Origin of the sequence: Acetitomaculum ruminis DSM 5522 (assembly GCF_900112085.1) — a bacterium.
Lineage (GTDB): Bacteria > Bacillota > Clostridia > Lachnospirales > Lachnospiraceae > Acetitomaculum > Acetitomaculum ruminis.
Genome location: NZ_FOJY01000016.1, coordinates 1 through 23972 on the forward strand (window position 1 = coordinate 1; position 23972 = coordinate 23972).

The following is a 23972-nucleotide window of genomic DNA, read 5'->3' on the forward strand; positions in this document are numbered from 1 at the left end:
TTGGAGAATGCAATTAGAATCATTTTTATGATAGAAATGGTTTTATAGACACTGGGATAACTGATGGTTGTTGAAAGAAAGCTAAATTTTACCGGTGCATGTGATTAGAATTGTTTTTGTAATATAAATGATTTTAAATTTTAAAGTGATTTTTATGTTATTTGTTTTTAGAAAAGTAGCGGAGTAGATTTAAGAATAGAGTATTTATCAGAGTTTCGGCAGATTTTTAATTAGAATAAATAATGTAAAATTTCTGATGTATCAGTTAGCTATTCTGCTAGTTGTAAGCAATAAAATGAGCTTGTCAGTAAGAGATTTTTTTGAAGCATTTATCAAATATAAGAGTGCTATATACACACAATATTATATTTGTCTTAAAAAATTTTTTTTTGAAGCCCACTTCCTTTAGGTGGTGGGTAGTTCACATGAGCATAAAAGTGATGTGAAACGGAAAGGAATACCAATATGAAATATTTTGTGATAGTGTTAAGATAGATGCAAAATAAAAATACTCAGCCCTAGGTTGCTTTTGAAAGAAACGAATAATTTTTAGAAAAATTTCAAAAAGAAAGGAGCAGATCGGAGGTGATAAGTATGGTTGAAGAAATGGGAATTACAGATAAGCAATTTCAAGGTTTTATAAGGCTTATTTCGGGGTACATTGAAAATGCTCTTAAGAAAAGTACTGACAACGAAGAAATTCAAAAGCTTCAAGATATTTTAAATTCTATGATTGAAGATGCTTAATTTCACGCAAATACCCGTTAGATGATTAAAGTTATCTAACGGGTATTTAATTGAACGCAGTGTAAGCAATCCCCCGCTTCAAAAGCGTAAGCTTTAAGCGGGGGTATAAGCTTACTAGTGTCAGAAGGGGTTAAAGCCCCTTCTGACAGGTGGCACAAAGTGCCACTGCGTTCATGAGGAAGTAGCGAAGCGGATTCCGAATGTCCGCTTTACCAGATTGAAGCTTTAGGAGTTATATTTTTAGAATTATTTGGAAATATTACCTTTAAAATATACAAAATAAGCATAAAAGGTTAACTTTTTAATAAAATTTCCGATTTATCATGTTAGTAAGTGAAATTAGTATATCAGGTGCCGGAATGCGGGAAAGTAATTGTTCCGGAGAATAGGGAAACAGGTGAAAGTCCTGTACGAACTCGTCACTGTGAGCAGATTTAAGAATATCAGTTATACTGCGTAGTCAGGAGACCTGCCTGGTATAGGATATGCACATATGCCACGAGCAACTGGTAAATGTGAAGGGTCTGGGGTGAGTTTCCGGATTTTTTGTTATTTTCCTTTTGCTTGTGAGCAAAAGTTTTTTTGTTTATGAAAGGAGAATATCAATGAAAAAGAAATTATTGGCACTTATTTGTGTATCTGCAATGATTATATGTTCATGCGGTACAAATAATGATTCTTCATCAACTTCAACGGTAACAGGATCGAAAGGCGATCAGTACACTGTTTCAAAAGAAGCAAAGAAAGTAGGAACCGATCAGTCTGAAAGTGAATATGAGCCTTATACCATAACACTTAATTTAGAGCGTTCAGGCATAGGTCAGAATATGGAAGAAACATTCACTTCAGCACCTAAAAAAGCAATAGCAGACGGTGACCAGATGGCGGATTTCTTTTTTGACCTGGGACTTGAAGATCATATGGCCGGATATACAAGAGGTGCCTGCTGGTCCACAGTAAGTGATTATCCTGCAAGGGACAAGGTTAAGAAAATTACTGAGGATGGCGTAAATCTTGCAAAAGCGTCAAAAGAAGATATTCTTGCAACAGGCTGTGACTTTATGATGGGATGGGATTCTTTGTTTTCAGAGAATGCATTTTCAGTTAGCTTTTGCCTGGAGCACAATATTATTCCGTATTTCCCATATTGCTGTTCTGATTCAGCTACAATGGAAGATATTTATAAAGACTATGATGTATTAGGACATATATTTGGAGTAGAAGACCTTGCCAATGAAAAGGTTGAGGCTATGAAAGAAAAACTTGAAGAAGTAAAGACAACTCTCGGTGACGAGGTTTATGAAAATCCTATTAAAGTTTTCGTTTATGACTCTGGAGAAGATGCTCCGTTTACAGCATGCCAGGGTGTACCGGGAGATATGATAAAGAGAGCAGGTGGAATTTCCATTTTTGATGATATTGATAAGGGTTGGGCAACACCTACCTGGGAAGAAGTTGTTGAAAGAGATCCGGATGTTATACTCATTCTTGATTATGACAATGATACTGACAAGAAGACTGAATTCTTAAAGACAAATGATAATACAAAGAATTTAAGAGCAGTAAAAGAAGGAAAAATCTATTCTGCCTGCTGTTCTGATATGCAGGGTTCTGCAGGTTCTGCAAATACAGTTGAAATTATGGCTAAACAGTTCTATCCTGACAAGTTTTAACTAAAGTCGATTTTTAGAAGGAGAAAAAAATGGCTAAATTAAAGGTCAGATTATTTCCTATCCAGAAAAGATTTCCATTTATTATGTTTTGCATGATAATGGTGGTTGTAACGTTTATTTCATTTATCCTAGCCATAAGGCTTGGAAGCGTCGACCTTAATTTTGAAACTATAGGAAAAGTCATTGTAAATAAAATCACGGGAAGAAATTATTACAGAGTGGACTGGACAGAGGGAATAGAATCTATCATCTGGTCCATACGAATCCCCCGTATATTCACGGCTTTTGTTGTGGGTGCCGGACTTACCCTTTGTGGAATTTTAATGCAGGCACTTACAAAAAATCCTTTGGCTGACCCTTACATACTTGGTATTTCACAGGGTGCTTCAGCCGGAGCTGTATTGGTAATCATGTATGGAGTTCTTTCAATTTTTAATGGTTACAGCACTATGGTGGGGGCTTTTATCGGAGCGGTAGTTTCAATTATTTTGGCACTAAAGATAGCTACAATCAGAAACAAGGTTACTGCAACGCAACTTGTACTGGCGGGTATTGCGGTTTCAGCACTTTTTAGTGCCATAACCAACTACATGATTTATCATACCCGTACAGGTTCTGATAAGGTAAAAACTGCTACATACTGGCTTATGGGTTCCCTTAGCGGCTCTTCCTGGGAAAAGCTTATCTACGGATGCATTGCCTTTATAGTGTGCCTGATTCCGATTCTTACACTATCTAAGAGTCTGGATGTTTTGATGCTGGGAGATGATGTGGCAGTTACCGTTGGTGTAAACACAGACAGGCTAAAACTTGGAATTATTATTGTGGCGACCTTACTTACGGGTGTAATTGTTTCAATGAGTGGAACAATAGGTTTCGTAGGTCTTATAATACCTCATATTACAAGGTCAGTTGTGGGGACGAAACACAGCAGACTTATCCCTGCTTCCGTTTTGGTAGGGGGTACATTCCTGGTGATTGCAGATATTATTTCCAGAACAATTGCAGCACCGGAGGAGCTTCCCATAGGTGTAGTTTCTGCATTTTTTGGAGCACCGTTTTTCCTGTACCTGATAAGGAAGTCTCACAAACAATTGGGGGGTTGACATATGAAATTAGATGTAAAGGACATTAAGTATTCTATTGAATCAAAACTAATAGTTAATGGTGTCAGCCTTGGAATAGAAGAAGGTTCTTTTGTAGGACTGGTGGGACCTAATGGATGTGGTAAATCCACCCTGCTAAAAAACATCTACAAGGTTTACAAGCCGGACTCAGGAGCTGTATTTATAGACGGTGAGGAGCTGGCTAAAATGAACAGTAGGGAAACAGCCAAAAGAATGTCTGTAATGCAGCAGGAAAATAATGTTGAATTTGATATGACTGTATATGATATGGTTATGATAGGGCGTTTTGCTCATCAGCATATGTTTAAAACAGATAAAATAGCAGAAAGAGAAATTGTTATTTCTGCCATTAAAGAAGTGGGGCTTGAAGGTTATGAAGATAGAAGTTTTCTTTCCCTTTCAGGAGGTGAAAAACAAAGAACTTTAGTAGCCAGAGCACTTGTGCAAAAGGCTTCTTTGATAATACTGGATGAGCCTACAAACCATCTGGATATTGGATATCAATACCAGATAATGAATATTCTGAAAAAACAAAATCTGACTGTTTTTTCTTCAATCCATGACTTAAATATTGCTTCATGTTACTGTGACCGGGTTGTTTTTATGAAGTCAGGACAGATAGTGGGTGCAGGAACACCCCAGGAGATGTTTGTTCCTGAAAAAATAAAACATCTTTTTGGTGTTGACACAAAGATAACGCAAAATCCGGTTACTAAAAAACCAAATATTATTTTTATACCAAGTGTATAAGAAAATAATAAGTCATATCTATTTTTTAAAAGATGAAACTTTCCCGGTTGTCAGAAGGGGTTAAGGCCTCTTTTGACAAGTGGGACAAAATACCAATGGGTTTATAAGGAAGTGGTGAAGCAAACTTCGAATCTCCCCTCTAAAAGTTCATATTTACTATTCCAATTAGATATACAGATATTCAAAATAATTAGACATATATCCATTAATACGGTTCAAAATACTCAAAAAATGTAAAAATAACGAAAAAGTAAAAAGGATATTACAGAATAATTAAAATAAAATATTTAATTATAAAATAATTCTTCTTTATTTTTGAAATATTCAGAATAAATGTGGGGCAAAAATTTCATCAGACCATCCCTGCCAAGGGGTTGTTGGTAAAAAACACTGATGTTATAATACGTCCGGATTGATGAGATTCAACTGACCATGTGGATAGTCAGTAGTGGCGCTTACATTAATTTACCTGTAATGTAAGGTCTATTTTTTATGCTTTTTTTGAGTTTCATCATGAAAAAATTTTAAAAAGTCTTAGTCTTAAGTCGGAGGAGTTCTCTATCTATAAACTTCAGTTAATGTGAAGAAATAGCAAAAATTACCGAATTCGTGGAATGAATCCGACTTGAGTTAAAGGCTTTGTGAAAAAGTAAAAAAATTATAGGGAATATGTAAGCTTAGGCTTATCAGAATTATTTACAAAGGATTGTGGGTTTTGGCTTTACAGACAATTAGTGGAAAGGAGTATGAGATGGATTTCGAAAAGAGCATTCAAACAATATCAAAACATTGGGATGATGCATCTGTAACCTTCGATAAGGAACATGCCACAGAGGACTTAGGACTTTGGAAAGAATACTTGGAAAAGGTTATTGGATTAAATGGAAATGGAAAGGTTCTTGATGTGGGAACCGGAACAGGATTTTTGGCTTTTATGCTGAATGAACTTGGATATGGGGCAGTAGGCATAGATATATCCGAAAAAATGATGGAAATCGGACGAGCTAAGGCTTTGGAAAGGAATCAGCCGGTTTCATTTATAAACAGTCCCTGTGAGAAAACCCCTTTTGATGATGGTGAGTTTGACGCTGTAGTCAACTGCAGGCTTATGTGGACACTTACCAAACCTGATGAGGCGGTAAATGAATGGAAAAGAATTCTAAAATCCGGGGGAAAAGTTATTTCTTTTATGAGAATGATGTCCGCTAGTGGTGGACAGGGGCATTCGGTTTATGAAAATAATATAGAACTGCCACTTATTGACGGTAGCAGAGATAAATATGTAGAAGTATATAAAAAGGCAGGATTGAAGAATATTCAGACCTGGGAGCTTCCTGAAGAGATGTCTGTGTCTGATATGCCTTCATGGACTGTGTTTGTGGGAGAAAAATAAATTCCATGAAAGTAGTATTAAAGTATAAAAGATTATTCAAAAAAATATTAAAAAGAATCGGCACATTTTTAGTAGCTATGTTTCTTTTGTCAGTTATTTCCTTTGGTCTTGCAAGACTTGCTCCGGGAGACCCGTTACAGTCATTTTACGGAGACCAGTTAGATACAATGACAGATGAAGAAAAAGAAATGGCAAGAGAACGCCTTGGTCTTGGGGATAATGTGGTAGTTCAATATGTCAAATGGATAAATAACGCAGCAAAGGGTAATTTCGGTATTTCTTTTAAATATAAAATGCCTGTAACAAAAGTGGTAAATCCCCTTATAGGAAACTCACTTTTACTTGGAATTACTGCTTATGTGGTTATATTTTTACTGGCAACGGTATTGGCGGTATTTTGTGTTCTTCATGAGGAACACTTCATCGACCGGTTGATTTGTAAGATAGGAACTATCCTTTATTACACTCCGGGATTTTGGCTGGGAGTGGTTCTGGTACTTATATTTAGCATAAATCTTGGATTGTTTCCAAGTTCCGGAGCTTATGATGTGGGAAAGGCAAATGATATTGCCAATAGAATCAGTCATATGATTTTACCACTTACAGTAATGATTGCCAGCCATTTATGGTATTACGCATATATGATTAGAAATAAACTTCTTGATGAGGTAAGAAAAGATTATGTGCTTTTGGCAAAAGTTAAAGGCTGTTCAAAAAGGGAAATTGTCTGGAAACACTGCCTTAGAAATGTGGCACCTACAATAGTAAGCATTATGGCGATATCAATTCCTCATGTTACAGGAGGAACAGTAGTTGTAGAATCTGTTTTTAACTATCCGGGAATCGGAGGACTGGCTGTAGAAAGTGCAAAATACCATGACTATAATCTTTTGATTGTTATAGTTTTAATTACAGGTGCAGCAGTATTTGCAGCAGGATTAATAGCCCAATCCATAAATGAGGAAATAGACCCGAGAATGAAAGAGAGGTCGGCGATAAAGTGGTAGCAAAAAATTATGATTTTGATGAACGCTTTAAAATTGTTGGAATTAAAGAAATAAAAAAAGAAGAAAAAACCCGGAAAGAAGGAATAAGACAGCGTCTTGAGGGAAAACCGGTGATTTCTGCGATTGTTTTAACTTTTATAGTACTTGCCTGTATTTTTGCACCGGTAATAGCAAATCACGATCCTTCTGAATATTATTTGGACGCGCTAAATACCCCTCCTGGTAGGGAATATATATTTGGAACTGACTCTCTTGGAAGGGATTTGTTTTCCATAATGTTTTACGGTGGCAGAACATCTCTTATGATAGGAGTTTTAGGAGCAGCTATAGTTACAGTTATAGGTACAATCTATGGATGTATCAGTGGAACATCAGGAGATAAAGTGGATTCTTTAATGATGAGAGCCATGGAATTATGTGGAAGTATTCCATCTATTCTTCTGATACTTATATTAACGGCAATTTTTCCGGCAAAAAACGTATTTAGTATGTCAATAATTGTAGGTATAACCAGTTGGTTTGCCCTTGCCAGAATTGTAAGAAGTGAAGTAAGGCAGATAAGAAACAGCGAATACGTTTTATATGCAAGGTGTGTCGGGGGAAACTTTTTCTATGTAATGAAAAGGCATCTTATTCCCAATTTTATTTCTTCAATAATGTTTGTTGTGGTTTCTTCTGTGGGAGCATGTATAACCACAGAGTCCACCCTTAGCTTTTTGGGTCTTGGACTGCCCCTTGATATTTTATCTTGGGGAAGTATGCTGTCACTGGCAAATAAAGCCCTGATAATGAATACCTGGTGGGTAATTGTTATCCCGGGATTGTTTCTTGTGATAACACTTTTATGCATAACAGACATAGGAAATTATTTGAGGAAAGAAGTTAACAGACGACCAAGCAATTTATAAATAAAGAACAAAACTTAAGGAGGAAAGTTAGGAAATGAAAAATCTGAAAGTAAAGAAGGTATTAGCAGTGCTTATGGCAGTTGCTATGTGTACAGGTCTTGCAGCATGTGGTGAAAACTCGAAAGAAGACAAAACTTCAGCTGTAACAAAAGAAAATGAAAGCAGTGATACAACACAAAAAAGTGATGACAGTGATATGTCAAATACTCTTGTATATGCAGGAGAAAACGAGGACAGCATTAATCCTGTTTTAACAAATCATGATGAGTTGACAGATATTATTTTCTCAGGATTAATGAAATTTGACGGTTCAGGAAAACCTGTAGCTGACCTTGCTGAAGATTATGAATTTGATGAAGAAAATCTTACATATAAGTTTACATTAAGAAAAGGTGTTAAATGGCATGATGGTGAAGATTTCACAGCTGATGATGTTGAATTCACCTATAAAACTCTTACAGAGGATGATACATTATCTTCATCTGTAACAACTGATTATGAAGATATCGAAACTATTACAATTGTAGATGAAAATACAGTTGAATTTAAACTTAAAAACTATAATGCAAATATGCTTGGATATTTTACAATCGGAATTATTCCTAAGCATTTACTTGAAGGAAAAGATATTGCAACAGATGAGTTTAACCAGAATCCTGTAGGAACAGGAAGATATAAATTTGTAGAGTGGGATACAACAGGTGGAATGCTTACACTTGAGAAAAACGAAGACTACTATGGAAAAGTTCCAAACATTGACAGACTTGTTTACAAAACAGTAGCAGTTGAAAGTACAAAGGCAACTATGATTCAGTCAGGTGAGGCTGATCTTGCATGGCTTAATGCAAACTATGCTGCTAAATTTGAAGGAAATGATGATTACAATACCTGGGACTTCAAGACAGCTGATTATAGAGGTGCTTCCATGGATATGAAATCTGATTTCTGGAAAGCAAACAGCGACTCTATCGGAGTATTAAACTATGCACTTGATAAAGATGCAATCATTAAGAGTGTATTAAATAGCCAGGGATGTGCTGCATACAGCCCAATTCAGTTAAATCCTTTAGGAACAGATAAAGAAGCTGATATTTATTCATACGATTTAGATAAATTTGATGAAGAAATGAAAAAACTTGGATGGGAAAAGAACAGTGATGGAATTTATGAAAGAAACGGACAGAAATTCCACTTTACAATCCAGACTCGTGATTACGAAGAAGAACGTGTAGATATTGCAAACCTTATGTCAAGCATGCTTGAAAAAGCAGGTGTTGAAATGGAAGTTAAACTTGTTACAAAATTCGATTGGGAAGCTGGTTATGATGGATTCCTTGCAGGATTTGCTACACAGTTTGACCCTGATATGGCTTATAAACAGTTCGTTACAGATGGAAGTAGTAATACAATGAGCTATTCAAACGCAAAAGTTGATGAATATCTTGAAGCAGGTCGTCGTGGAAAGACAGAAGAAGAGCGTAAAGAAGCATATGCTAACTTTGAAAAGGAATATGCTAAAACTCCGGGAGTTTTACTTGTTGCTTACCTTGATGGAAACTATGTAGGTTCCAAAGGAGTAGAAGGTCTTGATACAACTCGTGTTTTAGGACATCATGCAGTTGGTGTAATGTGGAATATTGAAGAGTGGACAATCACAAGATAAGAGGTTTATTTTGAACGATTATGTTTTAGAATTAAAGGATTTGTCCGTAAGCTTTTATACTAAAAAAGGTGAAATTGAAGCCGTTCGTGGGGTGAATTTAACTCTGGAAAAAGGTGAAATTTTATGCATAGTTGGTGAATCCGGTTGTGGAAAAACCGTAATGTGCCAGTCAATAATGCATTTATTACCTTCTTATGGGAAAATAAAACAAGGCAGTATAAAAGCCTGCAATGTTGATATAACAAATTATAATGAAAAACAGATGCGTACCATGAGGGGAAAGAGGATGTCAATGGTCTTTCAGGATCCTTTGACTACTCTAAATCCCACAATTCCAATTGGTAAACAGATTACAGAGGCTATTTTAAAGCATAAAAAGATTTCTAAATCAGATGCCAAAAAAAGAGCCATTGAATTAATGGAACTGGTGGGCATCAGGAATGCTGAAGAAAGATACAAGTTGCAACCTCATTTCTTCTCCGGAGGAATGAGGCAGCGATGTGTCCTTGCCACTGCTCTGGCATCTGAACCGGATATTCTTTTTGCAGATGAAGTCACTACGGCTTTGGATGTTACAGTCAAGGCAATGGTTTTAGATCTTTTAAAGGAAATCAGAGAAAAAACAGGTGTTGCCATTGTATTTGTAACCCATGATTTTGGTGCTGCATCCCGTATTGCAGACAAAATTGCAGTTATGTATGCAGGAAAAATAATTGAGATAGGCACAAAAGAAGAGGTATTTAATACTCCCCTTCATCCTTATACCTGGGGACTGTTGGGAGCCCTTCCTTCCCTGGCATTAAAGACCGGAAGATTGCAAAGTATCCCGGGAATGCCCCCATCTCTTTTAAATCCGCCAAAAGGCGATGCTTTTGCAGTAAGAAATAAATATGCTTTGGCAATAGATTATGAAGAAGTGCCACCGATGTTTAAGGTCTCACCTACTCATTTTGCGGCTACCTGGCTTTTAGATAAAAGGGCACCAAAGGTTGAGAGACCTATAGTATTAAACAGGGAGTGTTAGGCAGAAATAATGGATTATTTAATAGAAGCAAAAAATATTAAGCAGCATTTTAAGGTGAGAGATTTTATTGTCAAGGCTGTAGATGATGTGTCTTTTGGGATTGCAAAAGGTGAAGTATTCGGACTTGTAGGAGAGACCGGCTGCGGAAAATCAACTATTGCCAGGATATTAAGTGGAATCTATAAACCTGATAGCGGCGAAGTTTATTATAAAAACCATCCGGTAAGTGGTAAAAACAAAGAGGCTTTATATGTAAAACAAAGGCAGGAAGAGATGCAGATTGTTTTCCAGGATTCTGCTGCTGCTCTTAATCCCAAAATGACAGTAGAAGATATTGTACTTGAGCCTTTACTTATCAGAAAGAAATTAACAAACAAATCAGATGATAGACAAAAGGTTGTGGAAATGCTTGAAAAGACCGGCCTTACGGCAGATTTTCTTACTAAGACACCGGGAGAGTTATCCGGTGGTCAGCGTCAGAGGGTTGCCATAGCAAGAAGCCTTATTGTTGAGCCAAAGCTGATAATAGCTGACGAGCCCATTGCATCACTGGATATTTCCATACAGGCCCAGATAATAAACCTGTTAAAGGATTTACAGGAAGAAGAGAATTTCTCTTGTCTTTTTGTGGCACATGATTTATCTGTTGTTAGATATATCAGTAATCGTGTGGGGGTTATGTATATGGGAAAATTAGTTGAAACAGGAGATACAGAGGAATTGTTTAATGATCCCAAAGGCTCCTATACAAAGAAACTTTTATCAGCAATAACTTTATAAATAATTTAAAGGGAGTGGATTTTTCTACTCCCTTTAATAGTGTGTTATTTAAACTTTAGTCGGTTACAATTTCTAAAACTTCCATTGGACAGCTCTTTACGCAGATACCACAGGCAATACATTTAGATGAAGTAGGCTTTTCTTCAGCCTTAACCATAAGTCCAAATGGACAGGCTTCAACGCATTTTCCACAGCCGTTGCACAATTTCTTATCTACGGTGTAAACACCTTTTGCATTTTGTTTTATAGCCTGTTGTTCGCAAGCCTCAGCGCATTTACCACACTGTGGACAGACCATAGGTTTGATTTTCCCCTTTTTTTCTACTATCTGGATAACTGATTTACCAGGGTCAAATGCCTTGTAATAAGCTTCTGAACAGGCAATAACACATTGAAAACATGCCATGCATTCGGCGTCTTTTTTAACTTTTAATTTTTTCATGTCTAGACCTCCATTTTATTTAATTAACTATATAATTATAACACTTGTATATATAAATTAAAATAAATACGTAGAAATATCTGACTAATTAGCTATTACAAATTGTATTGACGCTATTATATATAATAATATTGAACGCAGTGTAAGCAATCCCCCGCTTCAAAAGCGTAAGCTTTAAGCGGGGGTATAAGCTTACTAGTGTCAGAAGGGGTTAAAGCCCCTTCTGACAGGTGGCACAAAGTGCCACTGCGTTCATGAGGAAGTAGCGAAGCGGATTCCGAATGTCCGCTTTACATTTCCGACTACTTAAAATTGCAATGGTAAAAAACGATGTGATGTTATTTTAAATGTAGGATTAGAAATAAAGGTAGCGACTTTAATGGTTAAGATTTATAATTTGACTGTAGCAGGTCGGTATAATTTTGCTTCCTTTAAAGAATGTTAAAAAAGAAAAAAGCCTTAGTCCCAAAAACAGGATATAAGGCTTTTTTAATATATGGTGGATTTCAATATAAACAAATTTATTTGAAGAATTTCATTTCTTCATTTAGCTGTTCAGCAATATCTTTAAGATTTGAAGCTGACTGGGCAAGAGTTGTAACCGTTGCAGAAAGCTGTTCAACTGATGCTCCGGTAGTCTCTGTTGAAGAAGCATTTTCTTCTGAAATAGCTGAAAGGGAAGTCATTACATTTGTAACAACAACATTTGATGAAACACAGGTGTCGGCTTCATCAGAAATTAAAGCAACTCTCTTAACAGTTTCTTCAATGTCATCTAACATGGAATTAACAGCTTCTAAGGTTTCCCCTAAAGCATTCTTTTGTGATTCGTTTTCCTCCATTACCTGGGCGGCAGCCTCAACGGCCTGTTTTGACTCGCTAAGAAGATTATCCATGTTTACACGAATATCAGAAGCAAGGCTTTCTGATTCATCAGCAAGTTTTCTGATTTCTTCTGCAACTACTGCGAAACCTCTTCCTGCTTCTCCGGCTCTGGCAGCCTCTATGGAGGCATTTAGGGAAAGAAGATTTGTCTGAGAGGCAATACCTGAAATTCCTTCAACACGCTCGTTTATTATGCTGACAGCCTGTTGAGTTGATGAAATTCTAGATGAAATTTCTTCAATTTTGTCAGTCATTTCAACAGTTGCTTTTTGCAGGTTCGCAAGAGATGAACTTGAGGTTTTTGATGCATTTTTCATTCTGCCTGCAAGCTCGGTCATGGTAACCGTAGATTGTTGTACACTTTCTACGGCATCTACAATCTGACTGGTATTTTCAGCCGCTGATTGTATATCTTCTGCCTGTTGAGCAGCTCCGGCGGCAATTTGAGCAACTGCCTCTGCAACACTTTCCGTAGTGGTTGCTATATCATTTGCCATCTGTGATAATTCTTCGGAGGAAGAACCTACAGTGGAAGAGGAATCTTTAATGCTTCCCACAATAGATGATAATGAATCTACAAGGGAATTAGTGCTGTTTACAATCAGACCAAATTCATCAGTTCTATGTGTATATTTATTAATATTGACAAATTCTCCTTGTGAAATGGTTGATAATGCACCACTTACTGCAATAACAGGTTTTGTAAAGCTTGTTGCCAAGAAGTAGGAAACAACAGCTCCTATAACTAAAAGAATAATACCTAATATAATGATTGTAATTGCTGATCTGGTAGCGCTACTCATAACTTCACTTACAGTAAGTGCCATACATACCGTACAACCGGTAATCGGCTCTTTTGCATAGCAAACATAGGACCTAACCCCTGTAGCTGTACTTTCATATGTATCAGTCTCTTTTCCTGAAGTCATATAAGGTGACTGACTAAAGTCCATAGGCTCATCATCACCACTTATTTCATATTGTGAATGGGCAGCTAAAATTCCATATTTGTCAACAATAAAGCTTTCGCCCCCTTCTTCTGCCAACATCTCATGAATCTGATTTAAGTTATAACTTCTATGTAAAACTCCAATAACTGTTTTTCCGTCTTCATCAAAAACAGGAACACCAAGACTTATACTTCTTTCGCCTGAGGATTTACTTACTAAAACACCGGAAGCGGTAACCTCACCTTTAGAAGCTCCTTGCCAGTAGTCTCTATCTGAGATATCGGTAAGAGCTTTATCATCACTACGAAGTATCATCATTCCCTGATCGTTTGAAAGAACTATCTGGTTATCGTCATTAAACTCATCGTTAATCTTTAACATATAGGCTTTTAAAGTCTTTTCTCCCTCACCTGTTTTTATAAAATTTCTGGTTTCCTGAGAATCAGCAATAGCTACCAGCGCAGTCTGGGTCTTGGTATAAAGATTGTTAAAAGTAGCCTGCAGGTAGTGGGTAGCCCATTCAAGATTTGATTTTGCAGCCTTTGAAGATTGCAGGGCAGAAGAATAGAAACATACTCCCGTAGCCACTATTAAAGGTATGGCGGCTATCAAAATAATAGATACAATAAGTCTTGTTTTTACACTAGATTTCATTTTACTATTTCTTTTTTTCATCTATATCCTCCATATTATGATAATAAATTGTTTTTGAATTTCACACGATACTTCTAATATCGGAAAATCTCTTAAATTTTTCAGTAAATTACCATAAAAAAATAGAAAATAACTGTTATAAAATAATTTAATTTTGGATTAGAGGATAAATATTTTGTCAAAATACCCTTAAACGGGATATGGAAAGTCAATAAAATACATTGTTGCCAATAATTAGATTTTATATTATAATTTTCTTAAATACAGGTTACGGACTTGAGCTTTTTTCAGGATAACGACTGTAAATTTACTGTTGATAATCTTGGGAGGAGCTATTTTTATGTATTATATGATTGACAATTATGATTCTTTTGTTTATAACCTTCGTGCCTATATGGAGGAAAACGGTCAGGAGGTTTTGGTTCGCAGAGCGGATGAAGTCAGATTTGAAGAAATCGATTCAATGGATTTAGAGGGGATTATAATATCACCTGGGCCTAAAAGACCTGAGGATGCTATTATATCCAATCAGATTTTAGACAGATATCAAAACCTTGTTCCTATTCTTGGAGTTTGTCTTGGTCATCAGATTATTGGCCATTATTATGGCGCAAAAGTCTGTCACGGAAAAGTCCCGGTACACGGAAAAATCAGCAAAATTCACCATAATAACACAGGAGTTTTTACAGGATTACCTGAAACATATGATGTAACCAGATACCATTCTCTTGTAGTTTCAGATGAAAAACTTCCTTCTTTTCTTAAGGTTACTGCCAAAACGGAGGATGGAGTTATTATGGGGATAAGTCATGTAAAATACCCGGTTTATGGCATACAGTTTCATCCTGAGGCTGTTTTAACAGAATATGGACATGAGCTTTTATATAATTTTCATAATATCTGCAAAGAATGGAAAAAAGAAGAAAGAAGGGCAGTATAATGAGAAAGATATTTAAGCTTGATAATTATCCGGATATGGCTGACATATTTCATCTTTTAAGAAATAAGGAAGAGGCAGTTTTTCTTGATTCCTCTCAAAAAAGTGAATTAGGGAAATTTTCCATAATTGCCTTAAGACCCTATTTGAAACTGGTTAATTCTCGTGGGAAATTCACCATAAATGGAAAAGAAAGCAAAGAATCGTTTTTGGAATATGTAAAAGAATATTTATCAGAACATAAAGAGGAAAATGACAGTGATTTGCCTTTGCTTTCCGGAGCTGTGGGGTACTTTTCCTATGATTTTGGAAGGAAAAAAGAAGGGGTGGAAAGCCGTCATAATGAGGAGCTGGAAATTCCCGATGCCTTGCTTTATTTCTATGATATTTTTGTAATAGAAGATCTTTATAAGAAAGAATTGTTTATTGTTGCCAACGGATATACCGCTGATGCTGATAAATCTATCTCTTTAATAAGAGATATTCTTAAAAATGAGGTGGAATCAAAAGAATTTTCACAGGATTTTAATTCTAAAGCCTATAGCTTTTTTAGTCAGAAGGCTTATATGGATGCTGTGGATAATATGATTCATTACATAATAGATGGGGATATCTATGTTGTGAATATGACACAACAGCTTCAGATAGAAAGTGATTGTAATCCTTATGATATGTTTCGCATTTTAAGAGAAAAAAATCCTTCGCCTTTTGGGGGATATATGGACTACGGTGATTTTCAGATTGTCTGTGCCTCTCCTGAAAGATTTATGAATATAAAGGATGGAAAAGTTATTACAAGACCTATAAAAGGCACAAGAAAACGGGGAAAAACTCCTAAAGAAGACCTGGAATTAAAAAATGATTTGCAAAATTCAAAAAAAGAGCAAAGCGAATTATTGATGATTGTTGATTTAGAGCGAAATGATTTAAACAAGGTTTGTATTCCCGGCTCGGTAAAGGTTACGGAACTATTTAAAGTTGAAAGTTATGCAACAGTTTTTCATCTGGTTTCCAATGTAGAAGGAAGGTTAAAAGAAGGCTGTAATGCCATTGATTTAATTAAAGCTGCCTTTCCGGGAGGCTCCATTACAGGAACTCCGAAACTTAGGGCAATGGAGTTAATTGATAAGGAAGAAAGGGCAAGAAGAAATCTTTACACCGGTTCCATTGGTTATATTTCTTTAAATGGGGATTGCGATTTAAATATAGTGATTCGTACAGCCATCCATAAGGACGGTGTTTACCATTTGGGAGTAGGCGGGGGTATAACCTACGATTCTGATTTGGCGTTTGAATTTGAAGAAACCTGGCAAAAGGCCAGAGCCCTTGTAGATGTATTAAAAGTGGAAAGTAAAGATGGAGAAAAATATGAATATAGTGTTAGATGATGGCTTTTCTTTTGGACTGGGGGTCTTTGAAACCATTTGTTTAAAAGAGGGCAGGGCACTTTTGTTGGATTGGCATCTTGAAAGAATTAACAACTCTTTGGAGTATTTTAATATTTACCAAAGAATAAGCAAAAAAGAAGTAGAAAAATGGCTGGAAGAAAACAAAGAAGATATTTCAAAGGATTCTTCTGGTAAAAAAGCCTTTAAAATCATGGCTTCAGCTTCTAATAAAATTTTTCTTTTAAGGGATAATCCTTATGACAAAGAAAAAACTGACAGGGGCTTTAATTTGGAATACAGCAACGTATTAAGAAATGAAAGTTCGAGTCTTGTTTATCATAAAAGTTTTAATTATGGAGATAACATTCTTGAAAAAAGAAGATTAAAAAACACAGCTACAGATGAAGTAATCTTTTTAAATTCAAAAGGTCAGATAAGCGAAGGTTCTACCACCAATATCTTTTTTGTAAGAGATAAAAAAATATATACTCCCCAAAAGGAATGTGGCTTATTACCAGGGATTTTAAGGCGTTTTATAATAGAAAAATTTGATGTAAAAGAAGAAAAACTATATCCAAAAGATGTTTATGATATGGAAGAATGTTTTGTAACCAATTCATTAATGGGAATTATGCCTGTAAATAAATTAGCTGATAAATACTTTGAAAGAGGCGAAATTATTAGGAAGTGTCAGAATATTTATCAATCTTATATGGAATAGGGATATTCCAATAAGTGATAGATAATAAGATTTATTGGGCTTGTTTTGCTTGCATGAAATAATATTTTTATGATATAGTAACACGAGACTAACTATACGGGAGAGTTGCTGTAATTGCAATTAGAGCAATCTCCCATTGTTTTTATTAAATATATCCCCCTAAGGGGGATAAAAATGATTATATTATGAGGAAAAATATATGGAATATAATAAGGAAATAGTTGCAGATGCCTTAAAATATGCAAAGTCCGGGAGAGAAGAAGCATTTTCCTATCTCTATGAATCCTATGCAAAAACTGTTTATATGGATATTGCTTTAATCGTTTATGATGAAACGAAGAGAAAAGATTTGGTTGAGGAAACATTTCAAAAGGCATTTGGAGATATTAAAAAAGGTAAAGACATTAAAGATTTTGGAGAATATCTTAATACAATAGTAAGTGATTGTCTGCTTGATTACATAAAAGAAAATAATAAAAAATCTACTGAAAGCATAATATCAAAAGCAGCTGATTATGATTTAAGCTATGGAAATGACTATATAAAATATGTTGGAAATCCATTTTACAATCAGCCGGATTTTTATGTGGAGGAATCTGAAATACAGGGTCTTTTAGAGGAAGTAATAGCCGATTTATCCACAAGGGAAAAAGAATGTATTTCACTATATTATTTAAAAGAAATGTCTCTTGAAGAACTGGCAAAATTATATGCTCTTTCAGAGTCAGATATAAAAAGTATTCTTTATCTTGGAAGAAGAAAAATCGAAAAAAATGTCTGTGAAGCAGAAAAGAAAAACAATATCAGAAAGCACTCTTACGGATTATTGGTATTTTTCTATCTCCTTAAAACCGGTCTTAATTTACAGGCTGAAAACTTTAAGGAATTGTTTAATGATGATATTTTAATATCAAGGGTTCTTTTGGGTGAGGCATCAAATAAGGATTTTAATAGAAGTAATGTTATTATAAATACAGATAACAATATCAGTTTTGGAGAAAGAATTGCCATGGTTTTTTCAGGAAAATCTGTAATATCCTTTATAATGGGAATTCTTATAATACTTGGAATTATATTTACAATTATGATTTGGAATAACAAAAATCCACTGAAATCACTGGGTTATGTAGAAAAAGATTATTCTCTTACACTTCAAAAGGATGATACATTACAAATTACTACACTTGACATAAAAGCTAATCTTTAGTATCTTATTGACATTGACGAACGAAGGCGTTTGGTACATAGGTACCAGGCGCTTTTTTTATTGTGGGATTTTAGGGCATATTTTTATTTTGGCCGGAAGGGATTAAGAATGGCAATAGAGTTATCAAGATTAATAGAAAAAGTGAAACATTTGGATATAAGCCTGGTTGCCGGAGAAAGGGGAATTTCAAATTATGTAAGCTGGGTTCACATGGTGGAAACTGTAGAAGCTTCTGATTTTTTAGACAATGGACAACTGGCATTTACAACAGGAATAGGTTTAAGCTCAAGACAAGATCTGGTAGATTTAATAAGGGCTCTTTATGAAAAGAAGGTGTCAGGGATAATTATAAATATCGGTCCCTTTATTGAAGAAATCTCAAAGGAGGCTAAGGACTTTTGTGACGAAAAGGGCTTTCCCTTGTATGTAGTACCCTGGAAGGTTCATTTAACAGAAATTATGCGTATCTGCTGTTTTGCCATTACAAAGGATGAACAAAGAATAATGGAAACTTCAGCAGCTTTTAAAAATGCCATATGCTTTCCAAAGCAGGAAGAATTATATGTCGTACCTTTATCTCAAAGGTCTTTCAGGGTTAACTGGAGATATAGCGTTACGGTAATGAAAATTGAAAGCAGGGCAGACAGCGTTGAGGAAAGACTGGAAAGTTTATGCGTGGTTTTAGAAAGTAAAATCCGGCATAAAAATAAAAATTTTGCTGTTTTTATAAATGATCTGGAGATAATAATTGTATTTGCAAATCTGACGGAAGGTGAATTATTAAATGAAGTCAAAGATATAAAGGTAAGTATAAAAGCCCTTTTAACCCCTGATGAAAGGCTTTCCATGGGAGTGGGAAGGCTTACAAAAAGTGTAAGATGTCTTTATAAAAGCTATAATCAGGCCAGGTCAATTCAAAGACTTCAGGAAAAGAAAAAAATAGACGAGGACAACTTTTTTTATACCAAACTTGGAATTTACCGTCTTTTAATGGGAATAGAAGACAGGGAAATAATGATTGATTATTATAATCATACTTTAAGAAAACTTATAGAGTATGATAATGTTAATAATTCAAATTTATGTCAGACCCTTAGAAGTTATCTTTCCCATAACGGAAGCGTAAAGGAAACCGCTGATGATTTATTCGTTCACAGAAACACGGTTAATTATAAATTAAATAAAATCGAAGAATTACTGGATATAGAAATGTCATCTTTAACAGCCAGGGCAGAGTTAATACTGGCATTTAAATTAATGGATATAATGTAATATTTTTCATAAGACACTTTTAAACAAAGGTGTCTTTTTTAGTTTTTTTCTTTCCTTGTGCCAGGGCACATTCTGATTTGTGTTTTAACTCATTGAATAGATTTACTAAAAAAATATAATAATTATTAAGTTAAGAAAAGAAAATTGTTAAGGGCAAAAAAGTCCCGGAAAGGAATATATTATGGAAATGAACGGAAATGAAATAAAAGAAATGCAAAAAAAATATGTTTTACAGTCCTGGAGTAAGCAGGAAGGATTAAATCCAATTCCTATAAAAGAGGCAGAGGGAATTTACTACTATGATTATGACGGAAACCGTTATACGGACATGGCATCTCAGCTTGTTAATTTAAATCTGGGATATGGAAATAAAGATATTATTGAAGCCATAAAAAAACAGGCAGAGGAATATTGCTATATTGGTCCTTCTGTGGCATCAAAACCTCGCGGGGAACTTGCAAAAATGATTATAGATTTACTTCCTGATAGTTTTGGAAAGGTATTTTTTACAAATGCCGGAGCTGATGCCAATGAAAATGCCATAAAAATAGCCAGAATGTTTACCGGCAGAAAGAAAATATTCAGTCGTTACAGAAGCTATCATGGTTCCTCCTTTGGAGCAGGAAATTTAACAGGTGAGCCAAGACGCTATCCTTTAGAGCCGGGAATTCCGGGATTTGTTAAATTTTTTGACCCATATATCTACAGAGAGGCCATTGAATTTAAATCAGAAGAAGAAGCATGTAAGTTTTATCTTACAAAACTTAGAGAACAGCTTATTTATGAAGGAGCTGATAATGTTGCGGCAATAGTTATGGAAACCATTACTGGTTCAAATGGAATAATTATTCCTCCAAAGGGCTATTTGCCGGGAGTAAGAAAAATCTGTGATGAATTTGGAATCTTAATGATTTGCGATGAGGTTATGGCAGGCTGGTGCAGAACAGGAAAAATGTTTGCCTTTGAAAATTTTGATGTTATTCCTGATATTGTAACCTTCGCAAAGGGAGTAACCTGTGGCTATGTACAGCTTGGAGGTGTGGCTGTATCAAAGAAAATTGCAGAATATTTTGACAAAAATCTTTTATCTTGCGGACTAACCTACAGCGGTCATCCTTTGGCCTGTGCAGCAGGAGTTGCCTGCGTAAATTATTATAAGAAGGCTGATATTTTAGGAAATGTGGAAAAACAGGGAAAGGTTTTAGGAGAAAAATTAGAAGAATTAAAGGAAAAACATCCATGTCTTGGAGATGTTAGATACATTGGACTATTTTCTTGCGTAGAACTGGTAAAAGACAAGAAAACAAAAGAACCTTTGGTAGCTTATGGAAAAGATCCAAATGGCATAATGGGAAAAGTAATTGGTCTTTTAAAAGAGAGAAAATTTATGACCTATTCCCATGAGAATATGATATTTATCTGTCCGCCTCTTATAATAACCAAAGAGCAGTTAGAAGAAGAATTAGAGAAACTAGACGAGGTGCTTACTATTGTAGATGAGAAATTCATCTAGAAAAAGAGGTGTAATATGGCAGAATTTTTAATCCCTCCCCATGTTATTCTTGGAAGTAACGGGTTTAAAGAGGCATACGGATATTTAAAAAGCTATGGTGACAGAGCCCTTATTGTAACAGGCCCTCATGTGGGAAAATCTCCTATGGTTATGGCTTTAAAAAAGGCTTTGGAGGAATTTGAAATAGCTTATTATGTTTTTGATGAAACAAGCGGGGAACCTACAGATGAAATGGTTGTTAAAGGTGTAGAGGCCTATAAAAAAAGCAATAGCCGTTTTATTATCGGTATTGGAGGGGGAAGCCCCTTAGATCTTGCCAAGGCAATAGCCCTGATGGCTGTACAAAAAGAAGGAGTTGGCATAGCAGATTTTTGCGGAAAGGAAATTGTTTGTGATATTCCAAAAATTGTGGCAATTCCCACTACTTCCGGTACAGGTTCTGAAGCTACAAAGTTTTCTGTAATTACTGATACAAAAAAGGATATTAAGATGCTTTTAAAGGGAAATTGTCTTATTCCCCATCTGGCAATTATTGATTATGAAAATACAATGGATATGCCAAAAAGTGTAACGGCAGCTACAGGTCTTGATGCCCTTACCCATGCTATTGAGGCATATACCTCAAAAAAAGCCACGGAACTTACAGATGTATATGGCTTATCAGCAGTAAAAAGAATTATGAAATACCTGCCAAAGGCCTATAAAAACGGTAATGACGGCCAGGCAAGAAAAGAAATGGCAATAGGGGCTTTTGAAGCGGGAGTTTGCATAAATAATTCCAGTGTAACCATAGTTCATGGAATGAGCAGACCTATCGGTGCACTTTTTCACATTCCCCATGGAAAAAGTAATGCCATGCTTTTAGGAGAATGCTTAAACTTTGCCCTGGAAGGTACTTATGAAAGATTTGGAAACCTGGCAAGAGCCTGCGGACTTGCTGGTGAAAAAGAGGATGATAAGAAAGCTTCTGAAATATTTATCAAGGCAGTAGAAGAAGTTCTTGAAATATGTGAAATACCTACTTTAAGACAATGTGGTATTGAAAAAGAAAAATTTGTTGAATTAATCCCCAAAATGACAAAGGATGCTTTAGATTCGGGAAGTCCTTCAAATACCAGAAAAGAAGTAAAAAAAGAGGATTGTGAAAAAATATATTGTAATCTGATAGCAAAGTAATGTGCTAAAGCACAAATTCTTTTGTGCCGGAACAAATTGAATTAATTAAATACAATCTATATACTTTAACTATCAAAAGAACACAGCAAAGGCGCTGAAAAAAGTTAGCCGAAGCTGTGTTTTTTTATATATCAAGGAAGAAGTGAGGAACCGGTTATGAGTGAAGAAAGAAATATTGAAATCAAAACAAGGCAATTAGGGGTGACTTTTAAGGATAATGAAGGAAAAGATGTCGCTGCACTGACCGGTGTTAATTTAGAAATTTATAAAGGTGAATTTATTACACTTTTAGGACCGTCAGGATGTGGAAAAACTACCCTTCTTCGATGCATTGCAGATTTACAAAAGCCAAGTGAGGGTGATGTGCATATCCAGGGCATGACACCAAAGGAAGTAAGGCTTCAGAAAAAATTCGGATTTGTTTTTCAGCAGCCGGTATTGTTTGACTGGCGAACAGTAAAAAAGAATGTGGAGCTTCCAATGGAGATTATGGGATATTCCAAAGGGGAAAGATCAGACAGGGCAATGGAAATGCTTGAAATGGTAGGACTTAAGGATTTTGCAAATCATTATCCAAATCAGCTGTCAGGAGGAATGCAGCAAAGAGCCAATATTGCCAGGGCATTTGGCTTAGATCCGGATATATTACTTATGGATGAACCTTTTTCAGCTTTGGACGAGTTTACAAAGGAAAAACTTCATGAGGATTTAGTAAGAATCTGGAAGGCAACAAACAAAACTATTTTATTTGTAACCCATAACATTCAGGAGGGAGTTTTCCTTTCAGACAGAGTTTGCGTATTATCTCCCCATCCGGGGCGTTTATCAGCAATAGTTGATATAGATATTGAAAGGCCAAGACCTGTGGAGGTTAAAGAATCTACCCATTTTAATGAGCTGGTGACAAAGGTTAGAAACAGTTTTGAAGGGGGCAGTGTTTAATGAGAGAAAAGATGTTAAATATAGGAAACAAAAAGTGGTTTTCAGCAGTTTTTTGGATATTGCTTTTATTAATTATCTGGGAAATATCTGCAATAGTTGTGGCAAATACCAAAAGAATTCCTGAAAACATACTGCCTCATTTGTATCAGATTATTATGGCTGCTTTTTCCGGTGAGAAAGTAAGTGGAGAACTAAGTGCCAGTCAGGCGGTTCTTACAAGTGCCGGGCAGACTCTTTTAAGAGGTTTTTTAGGATTTATCCTTGGAGGAGTAATAGGATTTGTTTTTGCACTACTTATGAAAATGTCAAATCTTTTGGGAAAAATGCTTTTTCCCTATCTGATGTTAATCCAGTTAATTCCGGTTTTGGGACTGGCACCCATTATTCTTTCCATAACGGGAGATATTAATGTAAGCCGTGTGGTAATTGCAGCAATTTTAAGTTTTTATCCGGTGGCAACAAATACTCTTTACGGATTTAAATCAGTAGAAAAGGAAAAATATGACCTTATGTATATTTATGCGGCAAAGAAACATGAAATTTACCAAAAAGTTTTAATACCTGCCGCAATGCCTTATTTCTTTATAGGATTAAAAATTGCAGCACCTATGGCAGTAACGGCCTCAATACTTGTAGATACCCTTCAAGGAGATGGAGGACTTGGATGTTTGTTATCCCAGTCATTAAAACATGCAATGAGTATTTATACTTTCTGGTTAATTGTATTTTTCAGTGCCTTTATAGGAATAATAATAAGTAAAATAATCGGACTTATTGAAACAGCCGTATCACCCTGGAAAAGGAGGCCTTAGA

At 35.6% G+C, this 23972-nt stretch carries 21 protein-coding genes and 1 riboswitch; of the genes, 19 read left to right on the top strand and 2 right to left on the bottom strand.

Annotated elements, in window-relative coordinates:
* The first annotated feature begins 594 nt into the window (after nt 1–594).
* From BM153_RS13735 to BM153_RS10365, 10 genes are all read left to right on the top strand, one after another.
* Nucleotides 595–747 carry a hypothetical protein gene (locus BM153_RS13735; RefSeq protein WP_177205640.1) on the top strand — a complete coding sequence of 51 codons (153 nt, stop codon included), beginning with the start codon at nt 595–597 and terminating at the stop codon, nt 745–747.
* 332 nt (nt 748–1079) lie between these two features.
* Nucleotides 1080–1238, top strand: a riboswitch (cobalamin riboswitch).
* Between the two features lie 114 nt (nt 1239–1352).
* Nucleotides 1353–2420 (top strand): ABC transporter substrate-binding protein, encoded by a 1068-nt coding sequence (locus tag BM153_RS10325; RefSeq protein ID WP_092873421.1) that lies wholly within the window; start codon nt 1353–1355, stop codon nt 2418–2420.
* 29 nt (nt 2421–2449) lie between these two features.
* Entirely contained in the window at nt 2450–3526 is a 1077-nt protein-coding gene (locus tag BM153_RS10330; RefSeq protein ID WP_092873423.1) for a FecCD family ABC transporter permease, read from the top strand.
* Between the two features lie 3 nt (nt 3527–3529).
* Complete coding sequence (locus BM153_RS10335) at nt 3530–4297, top strand: ABC transporter ATP-binding protein (protein ID WP_092873425.1); 768 nt, start codon at nt 3530–3532, stop codon at nt 4295–4297.
* A 715-nt stretch (nt 4298–5012) separates the two neighbouring features.
* The gene (locus BM153_RS10340) at nt 5013–5690 is read left to right on the top strand and encodes a class I SAM-dependent methyltransferase (RefSeq protein ID WP_143088301.1); all 678 of its coding nucleotides are present in this window, start codon (nt 5013–5015) and stop codon (nt 5688–5690) included.
* Nucleotides 5691–5695: 5 nt separating this feature from the next.
* On the top strand, nt 5696–6697 hold the full coding sequence (locus BM153_RS10345; RefSeq protein WP_092873429.1) for an ABC transporter permease: 1002 nt from the start codon (nt 5696–5698) through the stop codon (nt 6695–6697).
* On the top strand, nt 6691–7605 hold the full coding sequence (locus BM153_RS10350) for an ABC transporter permease (RefSeq protein ID WP_092873431.1): 915 nt from the start codon (nt 6691–6693) through the stop codon (nt 7603–7605). Before BM153_RS10345 ends, BM153_RS10350 begins: the two co-directional genes overlap by 7 nt.
* 34 nt (nt 7606–7639) lie before the next feature.
* A complete protein-coding gene (locus tag BM153_RS10355; protein WP_207649035.1) occupies nt 7640–9268 on the top strand; it encodes an ABC transporter substrate-binding protein in 1629 nt (542 codons plus the stop codon).
* Nucleotides 9269–9278: 10 nt separating this feature from the next.
* The gene (locus tag BM153_RS10360) at nt 9279–10292 is read left to right on the top strand and encodes an ABC transporter ATP-binding protein (RefSeq protein ID WP_092873433.1); all 1014 of its coding nucleotides are present in this window, start codon (nt 9279–9281) and stop codon (nt 10290–10292) included.
* 9 nt (nt 10293–10301) lie between these two features.
* Nucleotides 10302–11072 (top strand): ATP-binding cassette domain-containing protein, encoded by a 771-nt coding sequence (locus BM153_RS10365; protein WP_092873435.1) that lies wholly within the window; start codon nt 10302–10304, stop codon nt 11070–11072.
* Nucleotides 11073–11127: 55 nt separating this feature from the next.
* Here the strand turns inward: BM153_RS10365 and BM153_RS10370 are convergent, their stop codons facing one another.
* Together BM153_RS10370 and BM153_RS10375 are read right to left on the bottom strand one after the other, a co-directional pair.
* A complete protein-coding gene (locus BM153_RS10370; protein WP_092873437.1) occupies nt 11128–11514 on the bottom strand; it encodes a 4Fe-4S binding protein in 387 nt (128 codons plus the stop codon).
* A 521-nt stretch (nt 11515–12035) separates the two neighbouring features.
* Nucleotides 12036–14024 (bottom strand): methyl-accepting chemotaxis protein, encoded by a 1989-nt coding sequence (locus BM153_RS10375; RefSeq protein WP_092873439.1) that lies wholly within the window; start codon nt 14022–14024, stop codon nt 12036–12038.
* Nucleotides 14025–14343: 319 nt separating this feature from the next.
* Between BM153_RS10375 and BM153_RS10380 the strand changes: the two genes are divergently transcribed.
* From BM153_RS10380 to BM153_RS10420, 9 genes are all read left to right on the top strand, one after another.
* On the top strand, nt 14344–14943 hold the full coding sequence (locus tag BM153_RS10380; protein ID WP_092873441.1) for an anthranilate synthase component II: 600 nt from the start codon (nt 14344–14346) through the stop codon (nt 14941–14943).
* Nucleotides 14943–16328, top strand: coding sequence for an aminodeoxychorismate synthase component I (pabB, locus tag BM153_RS10385; protein WP_242949129.1), 1386 nt, complete (start codon nt 14943–14945; stop codon nt 16326–16328). Before BM153_RS10380 ends, pabB begins: the two co-directional genes overlap by 1 nt.
* The gene (locus BM153_RS10390) at nt 16309–17049 is read left to right on the top strand and encodes an aminotransferase class IV (RefSeq protein WP_177205641.1); all 741 of its coding nucleotides are present in this window, start codon (nt 16309–16311) and stop codon (nt 17047–17049) included. The genes pabB and BM153_RS10390 overlap by 20 nt, the downstream gene beginning before the upstream one ends.
* Before the next feature lie 199 nt (nt 17050–17248).
* Entirely contained in the window at nt 17249–18256 is a 1008-nt protein-coding gene (locus tag BM153_RS10395; RefSeq protein ID WP_092873445.1) for an RNA polymerase sigma factor, read from the top strand.
* Between the two features lie 108 nt (nt 18257–18364).
* Nucleotides 18365–19528, top strand: coding sequence for a PucR family transcriptional regulator (locus BM153_RS10400; protein ID WP_092873447.1), 1164 nt, complete (start codon nt 18365–18367; stop codon nt 19526–19528).
* 181 nt (nt 19529–19709) lie between these two features.
* Entirely contained in the window at nt 19710–21041 is a 1332-nt protein-coding gene (locus BM153_RS10405; protein ID WP_330392089.1) for an aminotransferase class III-fold pyridoxal phosphate-dependent enzyme, read from the top strand.
* Between the two features lie 15 nt (nt 21042–21056).
* Entirely contained in the window at nt 21057–22217 is a 1161-nt protein-coding gene (locus BM153_RS10410; RefSeq protein WP_092873449.1) for an iron-containing alcohol dehydrogenase, read from the top strand.
* A gap of 156 nt (nt 22218–22373) precedes the next feature.
* Nucleotides 22374–23159: an ABC transporter ATP-binding protein gene (locus BM153_RS10415; protein WP_092873451.1), complete on the top strand. Its 786-nt coding sequence runs from the start codon at nt 22374–22376 to the stop codon at nt 23157–23159.
* Nucleotides 23159–23971, top strand: coding sequence for an ABC transporter permease (locus tag BM153_RS10420; RefSeq protein ID WP_242949130.1), 813 nt, complete (start codon nt 23159–23161; stop codon nt 23969–23971). The genes BM153_RS10415 and BM153_RS10420 overlap by 1 nt, the downstream gene beginning before the upstream one ends.
* Nucleotide 23972: the final 1 nt, after the last annotated feature.